17 protein-coding genes are annotated in these 16,529 nt (G+C 74.4%); 6 read left to right on the forward strand and 11 right to left on the reverse strand.

Going from position 1 to position 16,529, the window contains the following annotated elements; all coding sequences use genetic code 11:
- Window positions 1-2,274, forward strand: a 2,274-nt coding sequence (locus ON36_RS16570; RefSeq protein WP_043653909.1) for a hypothetical protein, incomplete at its 5' end; no start/stop codon positions are given.
- 12 nt (window positions 2,275-2,286) lie between these two features.
- On the opposite strand, the gene ON36_RS16575 is transcribed toward ON36_RS16570, so the two are convergent.
- Both ON36_RS16575 and ON36_RS16580 read right to left on the reverse strand, forming a co-directional pair.
- Window positions 2,287-3,207, reverse strand: a complete 921-nt coding sequence (locus tag ON36_RS16575) for a LysR family transcriptional regulator (protein ID WP_052314056.1) — start codon at window positions 3,205-3,207, stop codon at window positions 2,287-2,289.
- Window positions 3,208-3,273: 66 nt separating this feature from the next.
- Window positions 3,274-4,779 (reverse strand): flavin-containing monooxygenase, encoded by a 1,506-nt coding sequence (locus tag ON36_RS16580; RefSeq protein WP_083885182.1) that lies wholly within the window; start codon window positions 4,777-4,779, stop codon window positions 3,274-3,276.
- A gap of 87 nt (window positions 4,780-4,866) precedes the next feature.
- Here ON36_RS16580 and ON36_RS16585 point away from each other — a divergent pair, with 87 nt between their 5' ends.
- Window positions 4,867-5,406, forward strand: coding sequence for a GNAT family N-acetyltransferase (locus tag ON36_RS16585; protein ID WP_043653911.1), 540 nt, complete (start codon window positions 4,867-4,869; stop codon window positions 5,404-5,406).
- 4 nt (window positions 5,407-5,410) lie between these two features.
- Here ON36_RS16585 and ON36_RS16590 read toward each other — a convergent pair whose 3' ends face one another.
- Both ON36_RS16590 and zapE read right to left on the reverse strand, forming a co-directional pair.
- Window positions 5,411-6,205, reverse strand: coding sequence for a tyrosine-protein phosphatase (locus tag ON36_RS16590; RefSeq protein ID WP_043653913.1), 795 nt, complete (start codon window positions 6,203-6,205; stop codon window positions 5,411-5,413).
- Window positions 6,206-6,217: 12 nt separating this feature from the next.
- A complete protein-coding gene (zapE, locus tag ON36_RS16595) occupies window positions 6,218-7,237 on the reverse strand; it encodes a cell division protein ZapE (RefSeq protein WP_043653916.1) in 1,020 nt (339 codons plus the stop codon).
- A gap of 17 nt (window positions 7,238-7,254) precedes the next feature.
- On the opposite strand from zapE, the gene ON36_RS16600 reads away from it, so the two are divergent.
- From ON36_RS16600 to msrB, 4 genes are all read left to right on the forward strand, one after another.
- Window positions 7,255-8,037 (forward strand): pyrimidine reductase family protein, encoded by a 783-nt coding sequence (locus ON36_RS16600; protein ID WP_052314057.1) that lies wholly within the window; start codon window positions 7,255-7,257, stop codon window positions 8,035-8,037.
- A 32-nt stretch (window positions 8,038-8,069) separates the two neighbouring features.
- On the forward strand, window positions 8,070-9,626 hold the full coding sequence (locus ON36_RS16605; protein WP_043653921.1) for an alpha/beta hydrolase: 1,557 nt from the start codon (window positions 8,070-8,072) through the stop codon (window positions 9,624-9,626).
- A gap of 85 nt (window positions 9,627-9,711) precedes the next feature.
- Complete coding sequence (locus ON36_RS16610) at window positions 9,712-11,034, forward strand: glycosyltransferase family 87 protein (protein ID WP_043653924.1); 1,323 nt, start codon at window positions 9,712-9,714, stop codon at window positions 11,032-11,034.
- 55 nt (window positions 11,035-11,089) lie between these two features.
- Window positions 11,090-11,518 carry a peptide-methionine (R)-S-oxide reductase MsrB gene (msrB, locus tag ON36_RS16615; protein WP_043653926.1) on the forward strand — a complete coding sequence of 143 codons (429 nt, stop codon included), beginning with the start codon at window positions 11,090-11,092 and terminating at the stop codon, window positions 11,516-11,518.
- Between the two features lie 274 nt (window positions 11,519-11,792).
- On the opposite strand, the gene hemQ is transcribed toward msrB, so the two are convergent.
- From hemQ to hemG, 7 genes are all read right to left on the reverse strand, one after another.
- Window positions 11,793-12,488, reverse strand: coding sequence for a hydrogen peroxide-dependent heme synthase (gene hemQ / locus ON36_RS16620; RefSeq protein WP_043653929.1), 696 nt, complete (start codon window positions 12,486-12,488; stop codon window positions 11,793-11,795).
- A gap of 62 nt (window positions 12,489-12,550) precedes the next feature.
- Complete coding sequence (locus ON36_RS34770; RefSeq protein ID WP_157224894.1) at window positions 12,551-12,715, reverse strand: hypothetical protein; 165 nt, start codon at window positions 12,713-12,715, stop codon at window positions 12,551-12,553.
- Between the two features lie 54 nt (window positions 12,716-12,769).
- Window positions 12,770-14,008, reverse strand: coding sequence for a globin domain-containing protein (locus tag ON36_RS16625; protein ID WP_043653932.1), 1,239 nt, complete (start codon window positions 14,006-14,008; stop codon window positions 12,770-12,772).
- 3 nt (window positions 14,009-14,011) lie between these two features.
- Window positions 14,012-14,476, reverse strand: a complete 465-nt coding sequence (locus ON36_RS16630; RefSeq protein WP_043653934.1) for an RrF2 family transcriptional regulator — start codon at window positions 14,474-14,476, stop codon at window positions 14,012-14,014.
- Window positions 14,477-14,644: 168 nt separating this feature from the next.
- On the reverse strand, window positions 14,645-14,929 hold the full coding sequence (locus ON36_RS16635; RefSeq protein ID WP_043653936.1) for a DUF6191 domain-containing protein: 285 nt from the start codon (window positions 14,927-14,929) through the stop codon (window positions 14,645-14,647).
- A gap of 25 nt (window positions 14,930-14,954) precedes the next feature.
- Window positions 14,955-15,086: a hypothetical protein gene (locus ON36_RS36640; protein WP_281004864.1), complete on the reverse strand. Its 132-nt coding sequence runs from the start codon at window positions 15,084-15,086 to the stop codon at window positions 14,955-14,957.
- 333 nt (window positions 15,087-15,419) lie between these two features.
- On the reverse strand, window positions 15,420-16,529 hold a 1,110-nt coding region (gene hemG / locus ON36_RS16645; protein WP_043653945.1), incomplete at its 5' end, for a protoporphyrinogen oxidase.

Genomic DNA, 16,529 nt, shown 5'->3' on the forward strand with positions numbered 1-16,529 from the left:
GCCGGCCGGGCGACGACCTTCGACCGCGCCGCCATCGCCGGACCGGTCAGTGAAGGCCCCTCGGCGCCCGCGCCTTTCGGCGCGCCGACGACCGGGGTCCCCGCCACGCCGGCCGGGGGCGCTCCGGGCCTCGCCGGCGCCGACGACCATGCCGGCGCGGTATCGCCGGCGGCGGATCGGGACGCGAGCCCGGCCCGGCATCGGGACAGCGGCGAGCAGGCGGACCGGTCGGCCGTGGCTCGGCACGGGGTCGCGACCGGGGACGTCCCCCGCGAGGCTGCCGCGCCGGAATCGGCGGGCGGCGGGGTCTTCGGGCCGCCGAGCGCGTTCGTCCCGCCGAGCGCCCCGGAGGCCGACACCGCCGCGCACCCGGTGGTGTCACCGCACGGCGTGGACCCGACCGAGATCACCACGCCGGTTCGCCAGGGCAGGCTCTCCGGGCCGCTGACGGGCCGGGACGACGTGACGTCGCCGTACCCCTCGGCCCCGGCGCCGGGCACGGACCGCCCGGGCGCCCTCGACCTGGCCCGCGCCGCCATGCGGTCGCCCTCCGGCGACGCGCCCGCGGGCGCCCCGGATCGGGCGCAGGCCACCGGGTCGGACCGCACCGACGACGCGTCCGCGCCGCTCACCGGCGGGGCGCACCCGAGCATCGACGCGGGTGCCCACACCGGTCACGGGTACGCGGCCGCACCGCCGCTCGGGCAGGGCCCCGCAGCCGGGTCACCCGAGCCCCTTCCCCACGGCCCCACGGCCGCGCCGTCCGATCCCCGCGCCACGGAGCGGCGCCACGGCGGCGCCGATCCCGTGGCCACCCCGCCCGCCGCCCTCGATCACGGGAACGCGATCGGATCGCCCGCCGCCCGCGGGCACGTCGGCGCTCCCGCCGGCGCACTCACCGGCCACGGGCTCCTCGACACGTCCCCCGGATCGCCCACCGACGGTGGACTCCCGAGCAGCCCGGCCGGATCTTCCTCCGACCGTGGACTTTCGGGCACCCCGGCCGGATCGTCGACGGGGCCGGGGCTCACCGCGCACACGGCGGGCTCGGCCCTCGACCAGGAAAACCCTTCCATCCCGGCCGGATCTTCCCCCGACCACAGACTTTCGGGTGCCCCGGCCGTATCGTCGACGGGATCTGGGCGCACGGCGAACACGGCCGGCTCGCCCGCCGGCTACGGGCTGACCAACCCGTCCGCGGGCGACCCGCACGGCGGGGCCGCCCCGGGACGCCTCACCGGACCCGATCCGACCGGCAGCCCGACCGGCAGCCCGGCCGGATCCGCCGCGGACGCCGAGTTGCCCGGCGCCCCAGGCGGATCGATCACCGGCCGCGGGCAGGACGAGGCCACGGCCGGGCCGGCCGGCGGCTCCGGCGCGGACACGGCGCCCACCGGCCGCCGGTACGCGGACACCACGGCGGCCGCGCCCGCCCCCCACGGGCACACCGACCGCGCGGACGATCCGTCCGGCGCCGGCGGTCACGGGGTCTCCTGGTCCGCCTCGCCCGTCACCGACCGCACCGGGACTTCCACGTGGGGTGCGCCGGGGTCCGAGGACGCCGCGGCGCCCACGGCCGACTTCCTCCCGGCGCCGGTGAACGGCACCGGGATCGGGCACGGCGCGCCGACGACGCCGCTGCCCCTCGCGCAGGCGCTCGGGCCGGTCGGCGACGGCGCACCGTCCGGCGACGGGCCCGCGCGGGATCGCGTCGGCTCCCAGGAGGACTCCGGCGTGGCCGCGGCGGCGGCGCGGCCGGGGCTCACCACGGGGACGCCCGCCGATCGGTCGGTGGTCGGGCCGTGGATGGCCGGGGTGGCCGAACCCGAACGCGAGGACGGGGATTCACAGTGGCGGGCCGGTTGGGCGCTGCTGGGTGACGAACCGCCCACGGAACGGCAGGCGCGCGAAGGGGACGCGTTCGGCGCGATGATCTCCACCGCCGAGCACGGACGCGAGGGTCTCGGGCGGCGGGCGGCTCCCGAGCCGGGTCTTCTCGCGGACCGCGACTCCCGACAGGGCACGCCCGCCGATCAGGCGCGCGACAGCAGCGCGATGTTCACCGAGTTCACCCCGCGCGAACAGCTGCCGGGTGAGACCCGGTCCGACCCCGAGCCCCCGACGAAGACCGACGCGGCCGGGATCACGGTGACCGGCACCTTCCGCGCCTTCGACGCCGAGAGCAAGCACGTGGACAAGCTGCAGGCCATGCTCGAGGAACTCAAGCGCAACTCCGGGATGCCGCCGCTACCGCGCAGCAAAGACCGGGACTGAACCCGGCCGGGGTCAGGCGGGCACCAGGTCGCCGGACGCCTGATCCTCGGACAGGGTGTCGGCGAGCAGTTCGCGCAGCCTGCGGTGCGTGGGGTCGGCGGTGTGCCGCGGGTGCCACGACATGGCGAGCGGGATCGGCGGCAGCGGCAGCGGGATGGCGAACACGCCGAGCCCCAGCGCCTCCCGGGCCGGGCGGGACAGCCGGGCGGGCACGGGGCACACCAGGTCGCTGCCGCGCACGGCGAACAGCGCGGCCGCCAGGTCGGGCACGGTCGCGGTGACCCGGCGGGTCCGGCCGTGCAGGGCCAGACGGTCGTCGATGGGGCCGTGGACGCGGCCGTGCGGGGAGATCTCCACGTGCCGGGCCGACGCGAAGGCGGCCACGGTCGGCCGGGCGGTGACGAAGGGGTGCCCGGCGTCGGCGACGCCGACCAGCTCGTCGCCGAAGAGCCGCTGGACCACCGTCTCCGGGTCGCCCCGACCCGGGACGCCGATCTCGATGTCGACGCGGCCGTCGCGCAGGGCGGCGGCCGTGTCGGCCGATTCGGGGAGCAGCCGCACGGTCGCGCCGGGCAGCGCGGCGGCCAGGGCGGGCAGCAGCGGGCCGACGAGCCGGGAGGCCACCGCGTCGGCCACCCGGACCACGAAGTCGCGGGAGCGGCCGACCGCGCCGTCCTCGGCGCCGGCCAGCAGCGCCCGGGCCCGTTCCACCACCGCGGCCACCTCGTGGCGCAGTTCCAGGGCGCGCGGGGTGGGCACCAGCGCCCGCCCCGAGCGGACCAGCAGCGGATCGTTCAGAGCCGCACGCAGTTTCGTCAGGGTGCGGCTCATCGCCGAGGACGAGGTGTGCAGCCGGCGCGCGGCCGCGGTCACGCTGTGGGTGTCCAGCAACGCGTCCAGGGCGACGAGCAGATTGAGATCCAGCGAATCCACGCATGGATTATCACCAGCGCACTTCCGGTCGCCAAGTGTTGCGCGCCCGGCAACCCGGCGTGTCGGCTAACTGCCGGTTACCACCGGCTGCGCGGGGGCGGCCTCGGCCGCGGCGGTGCCGCCGAGCACATCGCGGTAGGCGCCCGGGTGCACGGGCCGGAACCACTGCCCGACCCGGTGCCGCAGCGGCAAGCGCTTGCCCAGGTCGGCCAGCAGCTGGTCGGCGTGGCGCAGCGTGAACGGCTCGACCGACACCCCGCGCGCCGGTTCGCCCGGCGCGTGCTCGGCCGCCCAGGCGAGCCGCTCGTCGATCTCGGCGTTCATCTCCGCCGCCGTCGGCGGCACGTAGCGGCCGGTCAGCAGGGCCGCGATCCAGTGCGCGCCGATCTCGGACGTCAGCGGGCCCGCGGCCGAGGAGTTGTACCCGGCGAACGTCAGGTTGGGCACCTCGACCGGCAGGATGTGGCGGTAGAGGCGGAACGCGCCGTCCTCGCCGATGATGCCGCGGCGGGCGAAGGGGGTCAGGAACGGCACCTGCTGGCGGTAGCCGGTCGCGCACACGACCAGATCGGCCAGCAGCAGCGTGCCGTCGGCCAGGCGGACCGCCGGGCCCTGCGCGCCGCCGATGAGCTCGGCGATCTCGGCGCCGGCGTGGACCACGATCCGGCCCGCCCGCACCTGGTCGAGGAAACCCTCGGTGGCGTCGCCGCTCCCGGGCCCGGTGACCGTCTCGATCGGCTCGTCGGGGACCAGTCCGAGCTCGCGCAGGCCCTGCTTGCGGATCAGGCGCTCGCGCAGCAGATCCGCGTTGGACTGCCGCAGCGCCAGGGCGCGCAGGGCGCGTTCGGCGCGGCCGGGCGCGGGAGAGTTCAGGTGCGCGACGCCGGTGCGGGTGAGCTGCAGGCGTTCGACGTCGACGCCGCCCGCGCCGCGTTCGGGCAGCTTCCAGGTCAGCCGCCGCGCGACGACCTGGGTGTCGTCGGCGTACCGGCTCAGGGCTGTGGCGACCTCCCACGCGGACTGCCCGTAGCCGACCACGACCACCGACCTGTCGCGGGCCGCCTCGGGATCGTGCAGGGCCGAGACGTGCCCGAGCCTGCCCCCGGCCGCCTGGAACGCGGCCAGGCCGGGATACTCGGGCACCGCGGGCGCGCTGTGCACGCCGTTGGCCACGACCAGGTGGTCGAAGGAACTGCGGTGCCCGCCGGACTCGTCCCTGGTCTCCACCAGCCACCCGCTGTCGACCGGGTCGGCGGCGACCACCTCGGTGCGCAGGCGCAACAGCGGCTCCAGCCCGAACACGCGGGCGTAGTCGGCCAGGTACGCCTGCACCTGCTCGCCGTCGGGGCGGCGGGGGAAGTCCGCGGGCACGGGGTGATCGCTGAAGCGATAGGTGCGCGTGCTGCTGCGCGCGCGCAGGCCGGGGTGACGCCGGGTGGCGCTCCACACACCACCGACATCGGGGGTCCGGTCGAACACCTCGACCGAGAATCCGGCCCGGGACAACACCTTCGCGCAGGCCAGGCCCGCTACTCCCGCACCGACGATTCCGATGCGGCTACCGCTCGTCATGGTCAGGCACCCTACAAGGGACGCGGCATCCCGTGCCACCGCCGCGGTGCCGGACCACCGTCGCCGGACCGTGGTTGTATGGGAGGTATGAGCAACGCAGCCGTCGTGGTCGACCGGGCGGGCATCTGGGACGCCGAGGCCCTGAGCGACGTGGCGGCGGTGACCTTCCCGCTGGCCTGCCCCCCGCACGCGACGCCGGAGGACATCGAGGTCTTCGTCACCCAGGTGCTCTCCGGCGACCGGTTCGGCGAATACCTCTCCGATCCCGACCGCACCGTGCTCAAGGCCGTCGCCGACGGCGAGATCGTGGGCTACGCCATGCTCGTCGCGGGCAGGCCGACCGACCCGGACGTGGCCGCGGTGGTGACCGACGACCCGGTGGTGGAGCTGAGCAAGCTCTACGTGCTGCCCGGCCACCACGGCGCGGGGGTCGCCGCGGCGCTGCTCGAGGCCGCGGTGCGGTCGGCCCGGGAAGCCGGGGCGGTCGCGATGTGGCTCGGGGTCAACCAGGAGAACGGCCGCGCGCAGGGGTTCTACGGCAAGCACGGCTTCGGCCGGGTCGGCACCAAGACGTTCACCGTCGGGACGCAGCTGCACCACGATTTCGTGCTGCGGCGCGCGCTCTGACGACTCAGGCCAGGAGCTTGTCGCGCAGGGCCGCGACCTCGGCGGCGGACAGGCCGAGGCCGTCGCGCACGTAGCCGTCGAAGTCGCCGTAGCTGCGGTCGACCTGGTCGAACGCCGCGTCGAGCCAGGCCGCGTCGACGCCGTTGAGCACGTCGCCGGGGGCGGCGTGGCGGAAGACGTTGGACAGCAGGTAGTCCTCGGTGACGGTGGCGCGGTCGACGCCGAGGAGGGTCAGCAGCACCGCCGACGTCCAGCCGGTGCGGTCCTTGCCCGCGCTGCAGTGGTAGAGCACCGCGCCGTCGGTGGTCGCGATGTCGCGCAGCACGGCGGCGAAGGCCTCGTTCGCGCCCGGGGTGGTGATGAAGCCGCGGTACATGTCCGCACCGCCCGCGAGCGCGGCGACGGCGGCGAGCGGGGAAGCCTGGGCCATCACGTCCCGGATCGCGCCCGCGGCGCCCTCGGGCAGGCGGTCGGGTCCGGCGATCCGCTCGTAGGAGGTGCGCAGGTCCTCGACCACGCGCACCCCGCGCGCCGCCAGGTCGGCCAGGTCCGCGTCGGTGGCCTTGTCGAGGGCGCCGGTGCGCAGCACCAGGCCCGTGCGCACCCGGCGGCCGTCGGCGGTGCGGTAGCCGCCCGCGTCGCGGGCGTTGACGACGCCGATCAGGGGAAGGCCCTGCTCGGCGACGGTGTCCGCCGCGACGGCGGGTTCGGCGAGCGCGGTGGCCGCGGCGGGACCGAGCACCAGGCTCAGGGCCGTGGCGGCGGCGAGTCCGGCGCGCAGGGCGCGGTCACGGGTCATGGTCGGCTCCGATCAGGCGGCCGCGGCCTCGAACCGCGACAGGGCGAGCAGACGGGAGATGGCGCGCAGGTACTTCTTGCGGTAGCCGCCGTCGAGCATCTCCTGGGAGAAGATCTCGTCCAGCTTGGCGCCGGACACGGTGACCGGGATGCTCGCGTCGTAGAGGCGGTCGGCCAGCACCACGATGCGCAGCGCCACCGCCTGGTCGGTCACCGGGTGCACACCGGAGATGAACACCGAGGTGACGCCGGAGATCAGCGCGCCGTACTTCGACGGGTGCAGCGTGCTCAGGTGCTTCAGCAGGGCGTCGTAGTCGTCGAGGGTGGAACCCGGTGTGGCGGCGGCCCGTTCGACCAGCGCCTCGGGCGTCGTCGGCTCGGGGGCGGGCGGCAGGTCGCGGTGGCGGTAGTCGGGACCGTCGACGCGGACCGGTTCGAAGATCGAGCCCAGCTTCTTGATCTCGCGCAGGAAGTCCTGGGCGGCGAAGCGGCCCTCGCCGAGCTGGCTGGGCAGGGTGTTGGAGGTGGCGGCGATGGACACCCCGGCCGCGGACAGCTCCGTCAGCAGGCGCGAGACCATGGTGGTGTCGCCCGGATCGTCGAGCTCGAACTCGTCGATGCACAGCAGGCTGTTGGCCGAGAGGCGCTCCACGGCGTTGGTGAAGCCGAGCGCGCCGACCAGGTTGGTCAGCTCGCCGAAGGTGCCGAAGGACTTGGGCGCGGGCGCGCTGTGGAAGATCGAGGCCAGCAGGTGGGTCTTGCCGACGCCGAACCCGCCGTCGAGGTACAGGCCCGCGCCCTGCACCGGCTTCTTCTTGCCGAACAGGCTCTTCTTGTTGGCCGCCTTGTGGATCTTGGCGACCTGACCGGCGAATTCCTCGGCCTTGCGCACGGCGGCGGCCTGGCTCGGTTCCTTCGGGTCGGGGATGTAGGAGGCGAAGCTCACCTCGTCGAACATGGGCGGGGGCACCATCTGCGCGACGAGCTGGTCGGCCGGAACCTCCGGGTGGTGATCGACGAGGCGTTCTTGCATGGACAAATCGTAGAGACATGGTGGGATCGGTAACCATGCAGCGTCTCCCCGATGTGATCCAGCTCGCAGACCTCGACGACGACGCCCTCGCCCGCGCCTACGCCTATCCGCGTCAGCTGGCGGTGCCGTGGGTGCGGGCGAACTTCGTCTCCTCGGTCGACGGCGCGGTCACCGGGGAGGGCGCGGTGTCGGGCTCGCTGGGCACCCCCGCCGACCACCGGGTGTTCTGGCTGCTGCGCGAGCTGGCCGAGGTGATCGTGGTCGGCGCGGGCACCGTCCGCGCCGAGAACTACGGCGGCGCCGCCACCGACGCGGACCGCAGGCAGGCCCACCACCGGCACGGGCTGGGCGGCGCGGCCGACGGGACGCCGCCGCCGATCGCGGTCGTCAGCGCCTCGGCGAACCTGGCACCGGACGCGCGGCTGTTCGCCGAGTCGGTGGTGGCGCCGCTGGTGATCACCACCGCGCAGGCACCCGCCGACCGGGTGGCGGCGCTGACCGACGCGGGCGCGCGGGTGCTGGTGGCCGGGGAGGCCGCGGTGACCCCCGCCGCGCTGGTGGCGGTGCTGGCCGAGGAGGGCCTGCACCGGGTGCTGCTCGAGGGCGGCCCGCACCTGTTCGGCCAGCTCGCCGAGGCCGGCCTGGTCGACGAACTGTGCCTGACCACCTCGCCCCAGCTGACCGGCGGGCACGGCGGGCGAATCTCGCTGTCGGCGAGTCCTTTCCAGGTGCCGCTGGTACGCAGGCAGCTGATCCTCGACGACGACGGCACCGTGCTGGCCCGCTGGGGGCGTCGGTGAAATCCGGCGGCGGACCTGGCAGGCTGTAGCGCATGCGCTGGACTGGGGCCGCGGCTGTCGCCGCGACGTTGTCGATCTTGCTGGCCGGGTGCGGGGCCGGACCGTCGGACCGGCCCGGCGTCGCGGTCGAACGCCCGGGCTCCGGCGGCGGCGGTCCCGCGCCGACCAAGGTCGCCGACGCGCACGCCGACGCCGACAAGCCCAAGACCGAGCTGGCCTGGCAGGACTGCACCGCCGACACGCTGCGCGCGACCGATTCCGGCCCCGGCCCGACCGGGCTGGTGCTCGAGTGCGCGGAGTACTCCACCCCGATCGACGCCGCGGGCAGCGTGCTGGGCACCTTCCGCACCGCCGCGGTCCGGGCCCGCCTGCCGCAGACGCCCGCCGACGCCGCCCCGCTCGTGCTGACCTCCGGCAGCGACCGGTCCTCCACCGCCACCCTGGCCGGCCTGGCGGCCGGTCCGGCGGGCGCGCTGCTGACCCAGCAGCCGATCGTCGCGGTGGACCGCCGCGGCCTCGGGAGCTCGCAGCCCATCGACTGCATCCCGGTCGAGCTGCGCAAGCAGATGCGCGACCTCGGCCAGTTCTCCCCCGGCGCGCAGGACATGATCGGCGCCGTGGCCAAGTTCAGCCAGGACGCCACCATCGCCTGCCGGGACTTCCTGCAGCCCTACGAGGGCACCTTCGACGCCGCGCACGCCGCCGACGACATCGAGCAGCTGCGCAAGCAGTGGCAGGTCGACCGGATCAACCTGCTCGGCACCGGCAACGGCGCCAAGGTCGCCCTCGGCTACGCACGCCGCTACGGCGACCACCTGGCCCGGCTGGTGCTCGACACCCCCGAACAGGTGGGCGCCGACGCCGCGGGCCGCGCCGAGGCCGCCGTCATCGGCGCCGAGGCCGCGCTCACCGCGTTCGCCCAGCGGTGCAAGGCCACCGCCTGCGCGCTCGGCGCCGACCCGCGCGCCGCGGTGATCGGCCTGATGAACAAGGCCGCGGGCGGCGGCCTGGGTGACATCTCGGCGGGCGCGCTCACCACCGCGCTCACCGGTTTCCTGTCCAGCCCGCGCGCCGACCAGTCGACCCGGGTGAACGAACTGGCCGACGCGCTCGCTGCCGCGGACCGCGGCGACCGCGCCGCGCTCTCGGCGCTGGTGGCGCGCGAGCAGGCCGCGATCGCCGACGACGGCCAGTTCGTCAACCGCTGCACCGACAACTTCGGCCCGCCGACCCCGGACAAGGCCAAGGAGCTGATGAACACCTGGTCGACGAAGTACCCGGTGTTCGGGCGCTCGACAGCGCAGTCGCTGATGATCTGCTCGGCGTGGCCGGTCTCGCCCGTCCCGCCCGCCCCGCAGGACCTGAAACTGCCGGTCTTCGTGCTCTCGGGCATCGCCGACCCGGTGGTCGGCGGGTCGCCCGCCTCGGTCACCGGTTTGCTCGGCGCGGCGGGCGCTTCCCACTCGACGATGACCTGGCAGGGCTGGGGACACCCGGTGCTGCCGCACTCCGGATGCGCCCAGACCGCGGTCGCCGACTACCTGAAAACGGCGAAACTGCCCGGCGACGGCGGGGCCTGCCCGGCCTGATCCCGGGTGCGGGCGGGGTCACACCCGGCACGCCGGACAGGGTCCGCCGACACCATGGCGGGGGCATCCGGTGTAGGTTGCCCGAGTGTTGTTCCGACAGCTCGAGCCCCGTACCGCGCGCACCTCCGCCGAGGTGATCAAGTTCGCACTGTGGCCCTTCGCGGTCATGACCGTGCTGAATCGTGTGTTCATCAAGGCTGTCAACGGGTTCGTCACCGATGACTACCGGCCGGTGTACAACGCCTCCTTCGAGTTCCTCAACCGCAGGCCGGTCTACACCGCCGACCTCTCCTCGGTCGATCCGCACTACCTGTATCCGCCGAGCAGCACGATGCTGTTCGCGCCGGTGGCGATCATCGACTACGAGAAGTCCCGCTGGCTGTTCATCCTGCTCAACGTGGTCGCGATCCTGATCGCCTGGTACCTGCTGCTCCGCCTGTTCCGGTTCGGGCTGAACTCGATCGCGGCGCCCGCGCTGCTGCTGGCGATGTTCGCCTCCGAGGCGGTCACCAACACGCTGGTGTTCACCAACGTCAACGGCTGCATGCTGCTGGCCGAGCTGCTGTTCCTGCACCTGCTGCTGTCGCGGCGGGACCTGTGGGCGGGCGTGGTGATGGGCCTGACGATCGCGATCAAACCCACGCTGGCACCCCTGCTGCTGATCGCGGCGGTGCGCGGGCAGTGGAAGGTGTTCCTCACCGCGACCGCGGTGCCGGTGGTCCTCAACGTCATCGCCTGGCCGCTGGCGGTGGACCCGGGCAAGTACTTCACCGACGTGATGCCCTACCTGTCGGACACCAGGGACTACTTCAACTCCTCGATCCCCGGCAACGGCGCCTACTACGGCCTGCCGCACTGGCTGGTGCTGGGCCTGCAGGGGCTGATGGCGGCCGTGGTTGCGCTGAGCCTGTACCTGCTGTGGCGCTACTACCGCCGCGACGAGCTGTTCTTCGTCACCACCGCCTCCGGGGTACTGCTGACCGCGTGGTTCCTGCTCCCGTCGCTGGGCCAGATGTACTACTCGATCCTGCTGTTCCCGTTCCTGATGAGCGTGGTGCTGCGCAACTCGGTGCTGCGCAACTGGCCGGCCTGGCTGGCGATCTTCGGGTTCATGACCTACGACAAGTGGCTCTCGGACCGCTGGCAGCACGTGGGCCGCGATCTCGAGTACCTGCGGGTCACCTTCGGCTGGGGACTGCTGCTGATCGTGGTGGCCTGCGTGCTCGGCGACCGGTACCTGGCCGCGCGGCGCGAGGGCAGGCTGGATCAGGGCCTCGACCCGGCGTGGATGGCGACCGCGCCCGACCCGCGCGGCCCCGCGCCCGCGCCGGAACCCGCGTCCGCCGAGCCGCCCGCCGACCCCGAACCCACCGCCGAGGTCGCCCCGCGCGAACCGGCGCTCAAATAGTGACGTCCCGGTGACGCCTGCGGCGCGCCGGGGCGTGACGCATTAGCGTGGAGTGATGAGTTCCGATCCCTCCCTGCCCGCGCCGAAGATCGTGCTGACCCCGCAGGAGTGGCGGGCCAAGCTGGATCCCGACGCGTACGCGATCCTGCGCGAGGCCCGCACCGAGCGGCCCTTCACCGGCGAGTACACCGACACCAAGACCGAGGGCGTCTACCGCTGCCGCGGGTGTGGCGCCGAGTTGTTCCGCAGCACCGAGAAGTTCGACTCGCACTGCGGCTGGCCGTCGTTCTTCGACCCGGCCGATTCCGACGCGGTGATCCTGCGCGCCGACGACACCCTCGGCATGCACCGCGTGGAGGTCCTGTGCGCGTCCTGCCACGGCCACCTGGGCCATGTCTTCGAGGGCGAGGGCTACAACACCCCCACCGACAAGCGCTACTGCATCAACTCGGTCGCCCTTGACCTGGAACCGACCGACTCCTGAGGGCACGCGGACAACAGCCCCCCTCCCCCGCCACCACAGGCGGACCTAGAAGGACGACGGCGCACCCCGGACCCGAGCCACGAGCCGACGCCGAGAAAACCGACGGCACCACCCCAGCCACCCCGGGCCGACCCCGAGGAGGCCCCGCCGCGCAGCGGCGGTCGGGCCCGCCCCGACGGAAATCGACCCGAGACCATGCGGCGCAGCCGCGAGTCCCGGGTCGATTTCCGTCAGGGCCCCCAGGGGCCCGACTCGAGTGCGCCAGCACTCCGAATCACGGCAGCGCGGTGATCAGCGCCTCCAGTTCGACGCGGGGGCCGGTGAAGAACGGGATCTCCTCGCGCACGTGCAGCCGCGCCTCGGTGGCGCGCAGGTCGCGCATGAGGTCGACGATGCGGTGCAGCTCGGGGGCCTCGAAGGCCAGGATCCACTCGTAGTCGCCCAGGGCGAACGAGGAGACCGTGTTGGCCCGCACGTCGGGGTAGCCGCGGGCGGCCTTGCCGTGGTCGGCGAGCATCTTGCGGCGTTCCTCGTCGGGCAGCAGGTACCACTCGTAGCTGCGCACGAAGGGGTAGACGCAGATGTAGTTGCCCGGGTCCTCGCCGGCGAGGAAGGCGGGGATGTGGCTCTTGTTGAATTCGGCCGGGCGGTGCAGCGCGACGTTGCTCCAGACCGGGGCGCTGGCGCGGCCCAGTTCGGTGGTGCGGCGGAAGTCGCTGTAGGCGGCCTGGAGGTCTTCCACGCGCTCGGCGTGGGTCCAGATCATGAAGTCGGCGTCGGCACGCATGCCGGCGATGTCGTAGACACCGCGCACCACCACGCCGGAGTCGGCGAGGCCGTCGAAGAAGGCCGTCGCCTCCTCGATCGCCTTGGTCCGGTCCTCCCCGAGCACGCCCGGCTGTACCTGGAACACCGAGAACATCAGGTAGCGGATGGTGGAATTGAGTGCCTGGTAATCGAGTCGCGCCATGATTCCTATCGTGCCACTGCGCGACCGGGCGCCCGCCGGTGGGCGGGCGCGTGCGCGGGTGGTCAGTCGGTGGTGGGCCGGTCGGCGCGCCAGGGACGGTTCTCGTCGGTACCGAAGATGGCGGTGACGGTGCTGACGCGATCGGTCTGTAGCTGCACCGGACCGAGATCGGGGTCGAGGATCAGCGTGCGGGCGGGCCGGTTCGACTGCTCGTCGGTGGGGGTCACAGCGGGCGATCATGCCCTATCGCTACCGCCGTGACCGGTGACACGCCGTGGTTTTCACATCGGATGGGCGCGGGCCTGCCAGTCGGTCGGCGTGAACTGTTCGCAGTGCACCCGCCGCGGGTCGACGCCCGCGGCGGCGAGGCGGGCGCGGACGTCGTCGAGGAAGCCGACCGGCCCGCACAGGTAGATCTCGGCGTCGGGCGCCAGGGCGACCGCGGCCGGGTCGAGGGTGCCGTGGTGGGCGCCGTCGGCGGGTTCGGCGTACCAGAGGTCGAGGGTGGCGTGGCCGAGGCGGCCGGCGAGAGCGCGCATCCGGTCGCGCAGCGGGTGGGTGCCGGGTGCGCGGTCGGCGTGCAGGATCTGCACGGGCCGGTCCGGGGTGTGGGCGGCGAGGTGTTCGAGCACGCCGATCATCGGGGTGATGCCGATGCCGGCCGAGATCAGCACCAGCGGGGTGTCGGTGGCGGTGTCGACGGTGAGATCGCCGAAGGGCAGGGTGATCTGGAGATCGTCGCCGACGCCGACGCGGGCGTGCAGGTGGGTCGAGACCTCACCGGCCGGGCAGCCGGCGACGGGATCGACCCGCTTCACCGCGAAGGCGAGCCTGCCGTCCCCGCCCGCGTTGACCAGGCTGTACTGGCGCAGCTGACGGGCGCCGTCGGACAGGGTCACCCCGACCGAGATGTACTGCCCGGGAAGGAAATCCGGCAGGGGCGCGGCCGGGTCGGCCGAGACGACGGTGAACACGGCCGCCCCGGCGGGGTCGTCGGCACGGTCGGCGACGCGCACGCGGCGGAACACGTCGCCGGGTTCGACGCCGGCGGCGACGTAGAGCTGCTTCTCCAGGTCGATGAGCGCGTCGGCCATCAGCCAGTACACCGCGTCCCAGGCCTCGGCGACGGGCGCGGTGACGACGTCGGCGCCCAGCACGTCGACGATGGCGGCGAACAGGTGATCGTGCACGACCTGGTACTGCCCGGCGGTGACCCCGAGGGAGGCGTGCTTGTGGCCGATACGGGCGAGCAGTTCGTCCGGGTGCGGTAGGGCCGGATCGACCAGGTAGGTCGCGTAGGTGGCGACCGAGGCCGCCAGGGCGCGGGGCTGGCTGCCCTCGGCCTGGTTGCCCCGGTTGAACAGGTCGCGCCGCAGCTCCGGGTGCGCCGCGAACAGTCCCGCATAGAAGGTGCGGGTGACGCGGTCGATGTTCGCCGCGATCAGGGGCAGGGTGGCGCGGACGGTCTCGGCGTGCTGCGGGGCCAGTTCGGGCGCACCGCGCAGGACGGCACGGGTCATGACTTACTCCTCGGTGGTGCCTGCGCCCGCGCGGGGGTGCGCGAGCAGCTGCAGCAGACGCCCGGCCGGTCCGGCGACGAGGTCGGCGACGGTGTAGCGATCGAGTTCGGCGTAGAACGCCGCGCTCGCCTCCGCCAGTGCCCGCCGCAGCCGGCAGGCCGCGATCAGCGGGCACGGGTGGTCGCCCACGCATTCGACGACCTCGCGGTCGTCCTCGAGGTCGCGCACCAGCGCGCCGAGCCGGACGGCCCGGCCCGCCGGGGTGAGGGTGAGCCCACCGGTGCGGCCGCGTTGCGCGGTGACCAGGCCCATCGCGGTGAGCCGGGCGATCGCCTTGCCCACGTGGCGGGGCGAGGCGCCGACCTGTCCGGCGATGATGCCGATCGTCACCCGGCCGCCGTCGGCGTCGCCGCCGGCGAGCCGCATGACGGCCCGCAGCGCGATGTCGGTCGACGGCGAGAGCTGCATGGCCCCGAGACTATCGGCGGAACAGCGGTTTTCGAGCCGCCGCGACGGTGCGGTCAATTACGTTCCGCGGTGCATATTTGCCGTCACCGCGAACTCCCCGCAACCGGGTGCCGACCTGGCGGTTCGCGGCGGGTCGCGATACCCCGGTGCCGTCCCGCGCGACGAGGGTCACAGCCGCTCGCGGCCGTCGCGCAGCACGACGCCGCCGCCGAGGTCCACCGTCCACGGCCGGTCGCCCGTCGACTCGTCCTCGCGCAGCATCGTCACCGAGGACCGGTGCTCGAGCTCGTCGCGTTTGGTGGGATACAGCAGCGCGGTCATCTCGTCGACGTAGGCCGCGGCCAGGCCGCCCCGCCCGAGCGCCGCCCGGCGCCGCTGCCGCAGCTCGTACCCGCCCACGGCCAGCAACAGGAGCACCCCCAGCGGCAGGGACAGCCCGAGCACGACATCCACGCCGCCAGGGTACGCCGGACCGCGATCACCCGAGGGCGGCCGGCACGGCGAGGTCCTCGCTCCCGCGGTAGTGCACACCGGTCATGCCCAGCGCCCGCGCACCCTCCACGTCGACCAGCCGGTCGTCGACGAACAGGCAGCGCCCCAGGCGCCACACCTGCCGCGGCGGCGGTGAGCTCGTAGATCCGCGGGTCCGGTTCGGCGACACCGGCCTCCCAGCTGCTGATCACCGCGTGCGCGAACCCGGTGAGACCGAGCAGCGCCCGGTGCGCGTGCAGGGTGTCCATGGCGTTGGTGACCAGGATCAGCGGCATGCGCTCGCGGACTCCGGCCGGCAGGGTCCGCACGCGCTCGTCGACGCGGAACCCCACGGCGGCGAATTCCGCGGTGGCGGCCACCGCGTCGGGTCCGCCACCGAGGGCCTCGGCGAGGGAGGCGAGCCACTGCGCCCCGGTCAGCGCGCCGACGGGTTCGCCGGGGAGCGGCCTCGTCAGGAGGCGCGCGCGGTGACGGTCTCGGCGACGCGGGCCGCGGCGGCGGTCGCGGCGGCCACGCAGGCGGGCACGCCGACGCCGTGCAGGTAGGCGCCGGTGACGGCGAGGCCGTCCAGGGCCGCGACCGACCGTTCGATCGTGGCGACACGCTCGGTGTGGCCTGGCGCGTACTGGGGCAGCCCGCCCGGCCAGCGCTGGACGACGGCGCCGACGGGCGCGATGTCCAGGCCGGTGACGGTCGCCAGGTCGGCGATCGCGGCGGCGGTGAGCTCCTCGTCCGGCCAGGACAGGGGCGCCTCGTCGCCGAAGCGGCCGAACGACGCCCGGACGAGGGCGACCTCGCGCTCGGCCAGGTGCGGCCATTTGCGGCTGGAGAGCGTGAACGCCTTGGCGCGCAAGGGTTCTCCGGTCGCGACGAGGATGCCGGAGTTGTCGGGCAGGGCCGTGTCGCGGGGCAGGGCCAGCGCGACGAGGGCCGAGGAGGACAGCTGGATCCCCGCGGCGGCCGCGGCGGCCTCGGGCGCGACATGGTGCAGCAGGCGGGCGGCCACCGGGGCGGGCGCGGCCAGGACGACGGCGTCGACCGTGCCGACGGGATCGAGCACCCACCCGCGGGCGGCGCGGGCCAGCCGGGTCGCCGCGGTCATGGCGACCAGGCGCGGGCGGGCGGCCTCGGTGAGCGCGGCCAGCAGCGCCCCGTACCCGTCGCGCAGGCCGCCGAAGACCGGCGCGGTGCTCGGCGGGGGCAGGGCGGCGCGGACGGCGGCGGTGAGGCTCGTCGCGCCCCGGTCGAGGGCGGCGGCCAGGCCGGGCAGGGCGGCGCGGACGCCGATGGAGGCGCTGGTCCCGGCGTAGACGCCGCCGAGCAGCGGGTCGACGCTGCGCTCGACCACCTGGGGACCGAACCGGTCCGCCACCAGGGTGGCCACGTCGACGTCGGCGCCGGGCGTCCACGACAGCGGCCGGTCGGCCTCGGCGGCGACCCGCGCGACGGTCTCGTCGTCGACCAGCCCGCGCACGGACGCGGCCTCGGCCGGGATCCCCATGAGCGTGCCGCCGGGCAGCGGGTGGGCCGCGCCGCCCGCCCACACCAGCGGCCGCTTGCC

It is taken from the genome of Nocardia thailandica NBRC 100428 (genome assembly GCF_000308795.1).
GTDB lineage: Bacteria > Actinomycetota > Actinomycetes > Mycobacteriales > Mycobacteriaceae > Nocardia > Nocardia thailandica.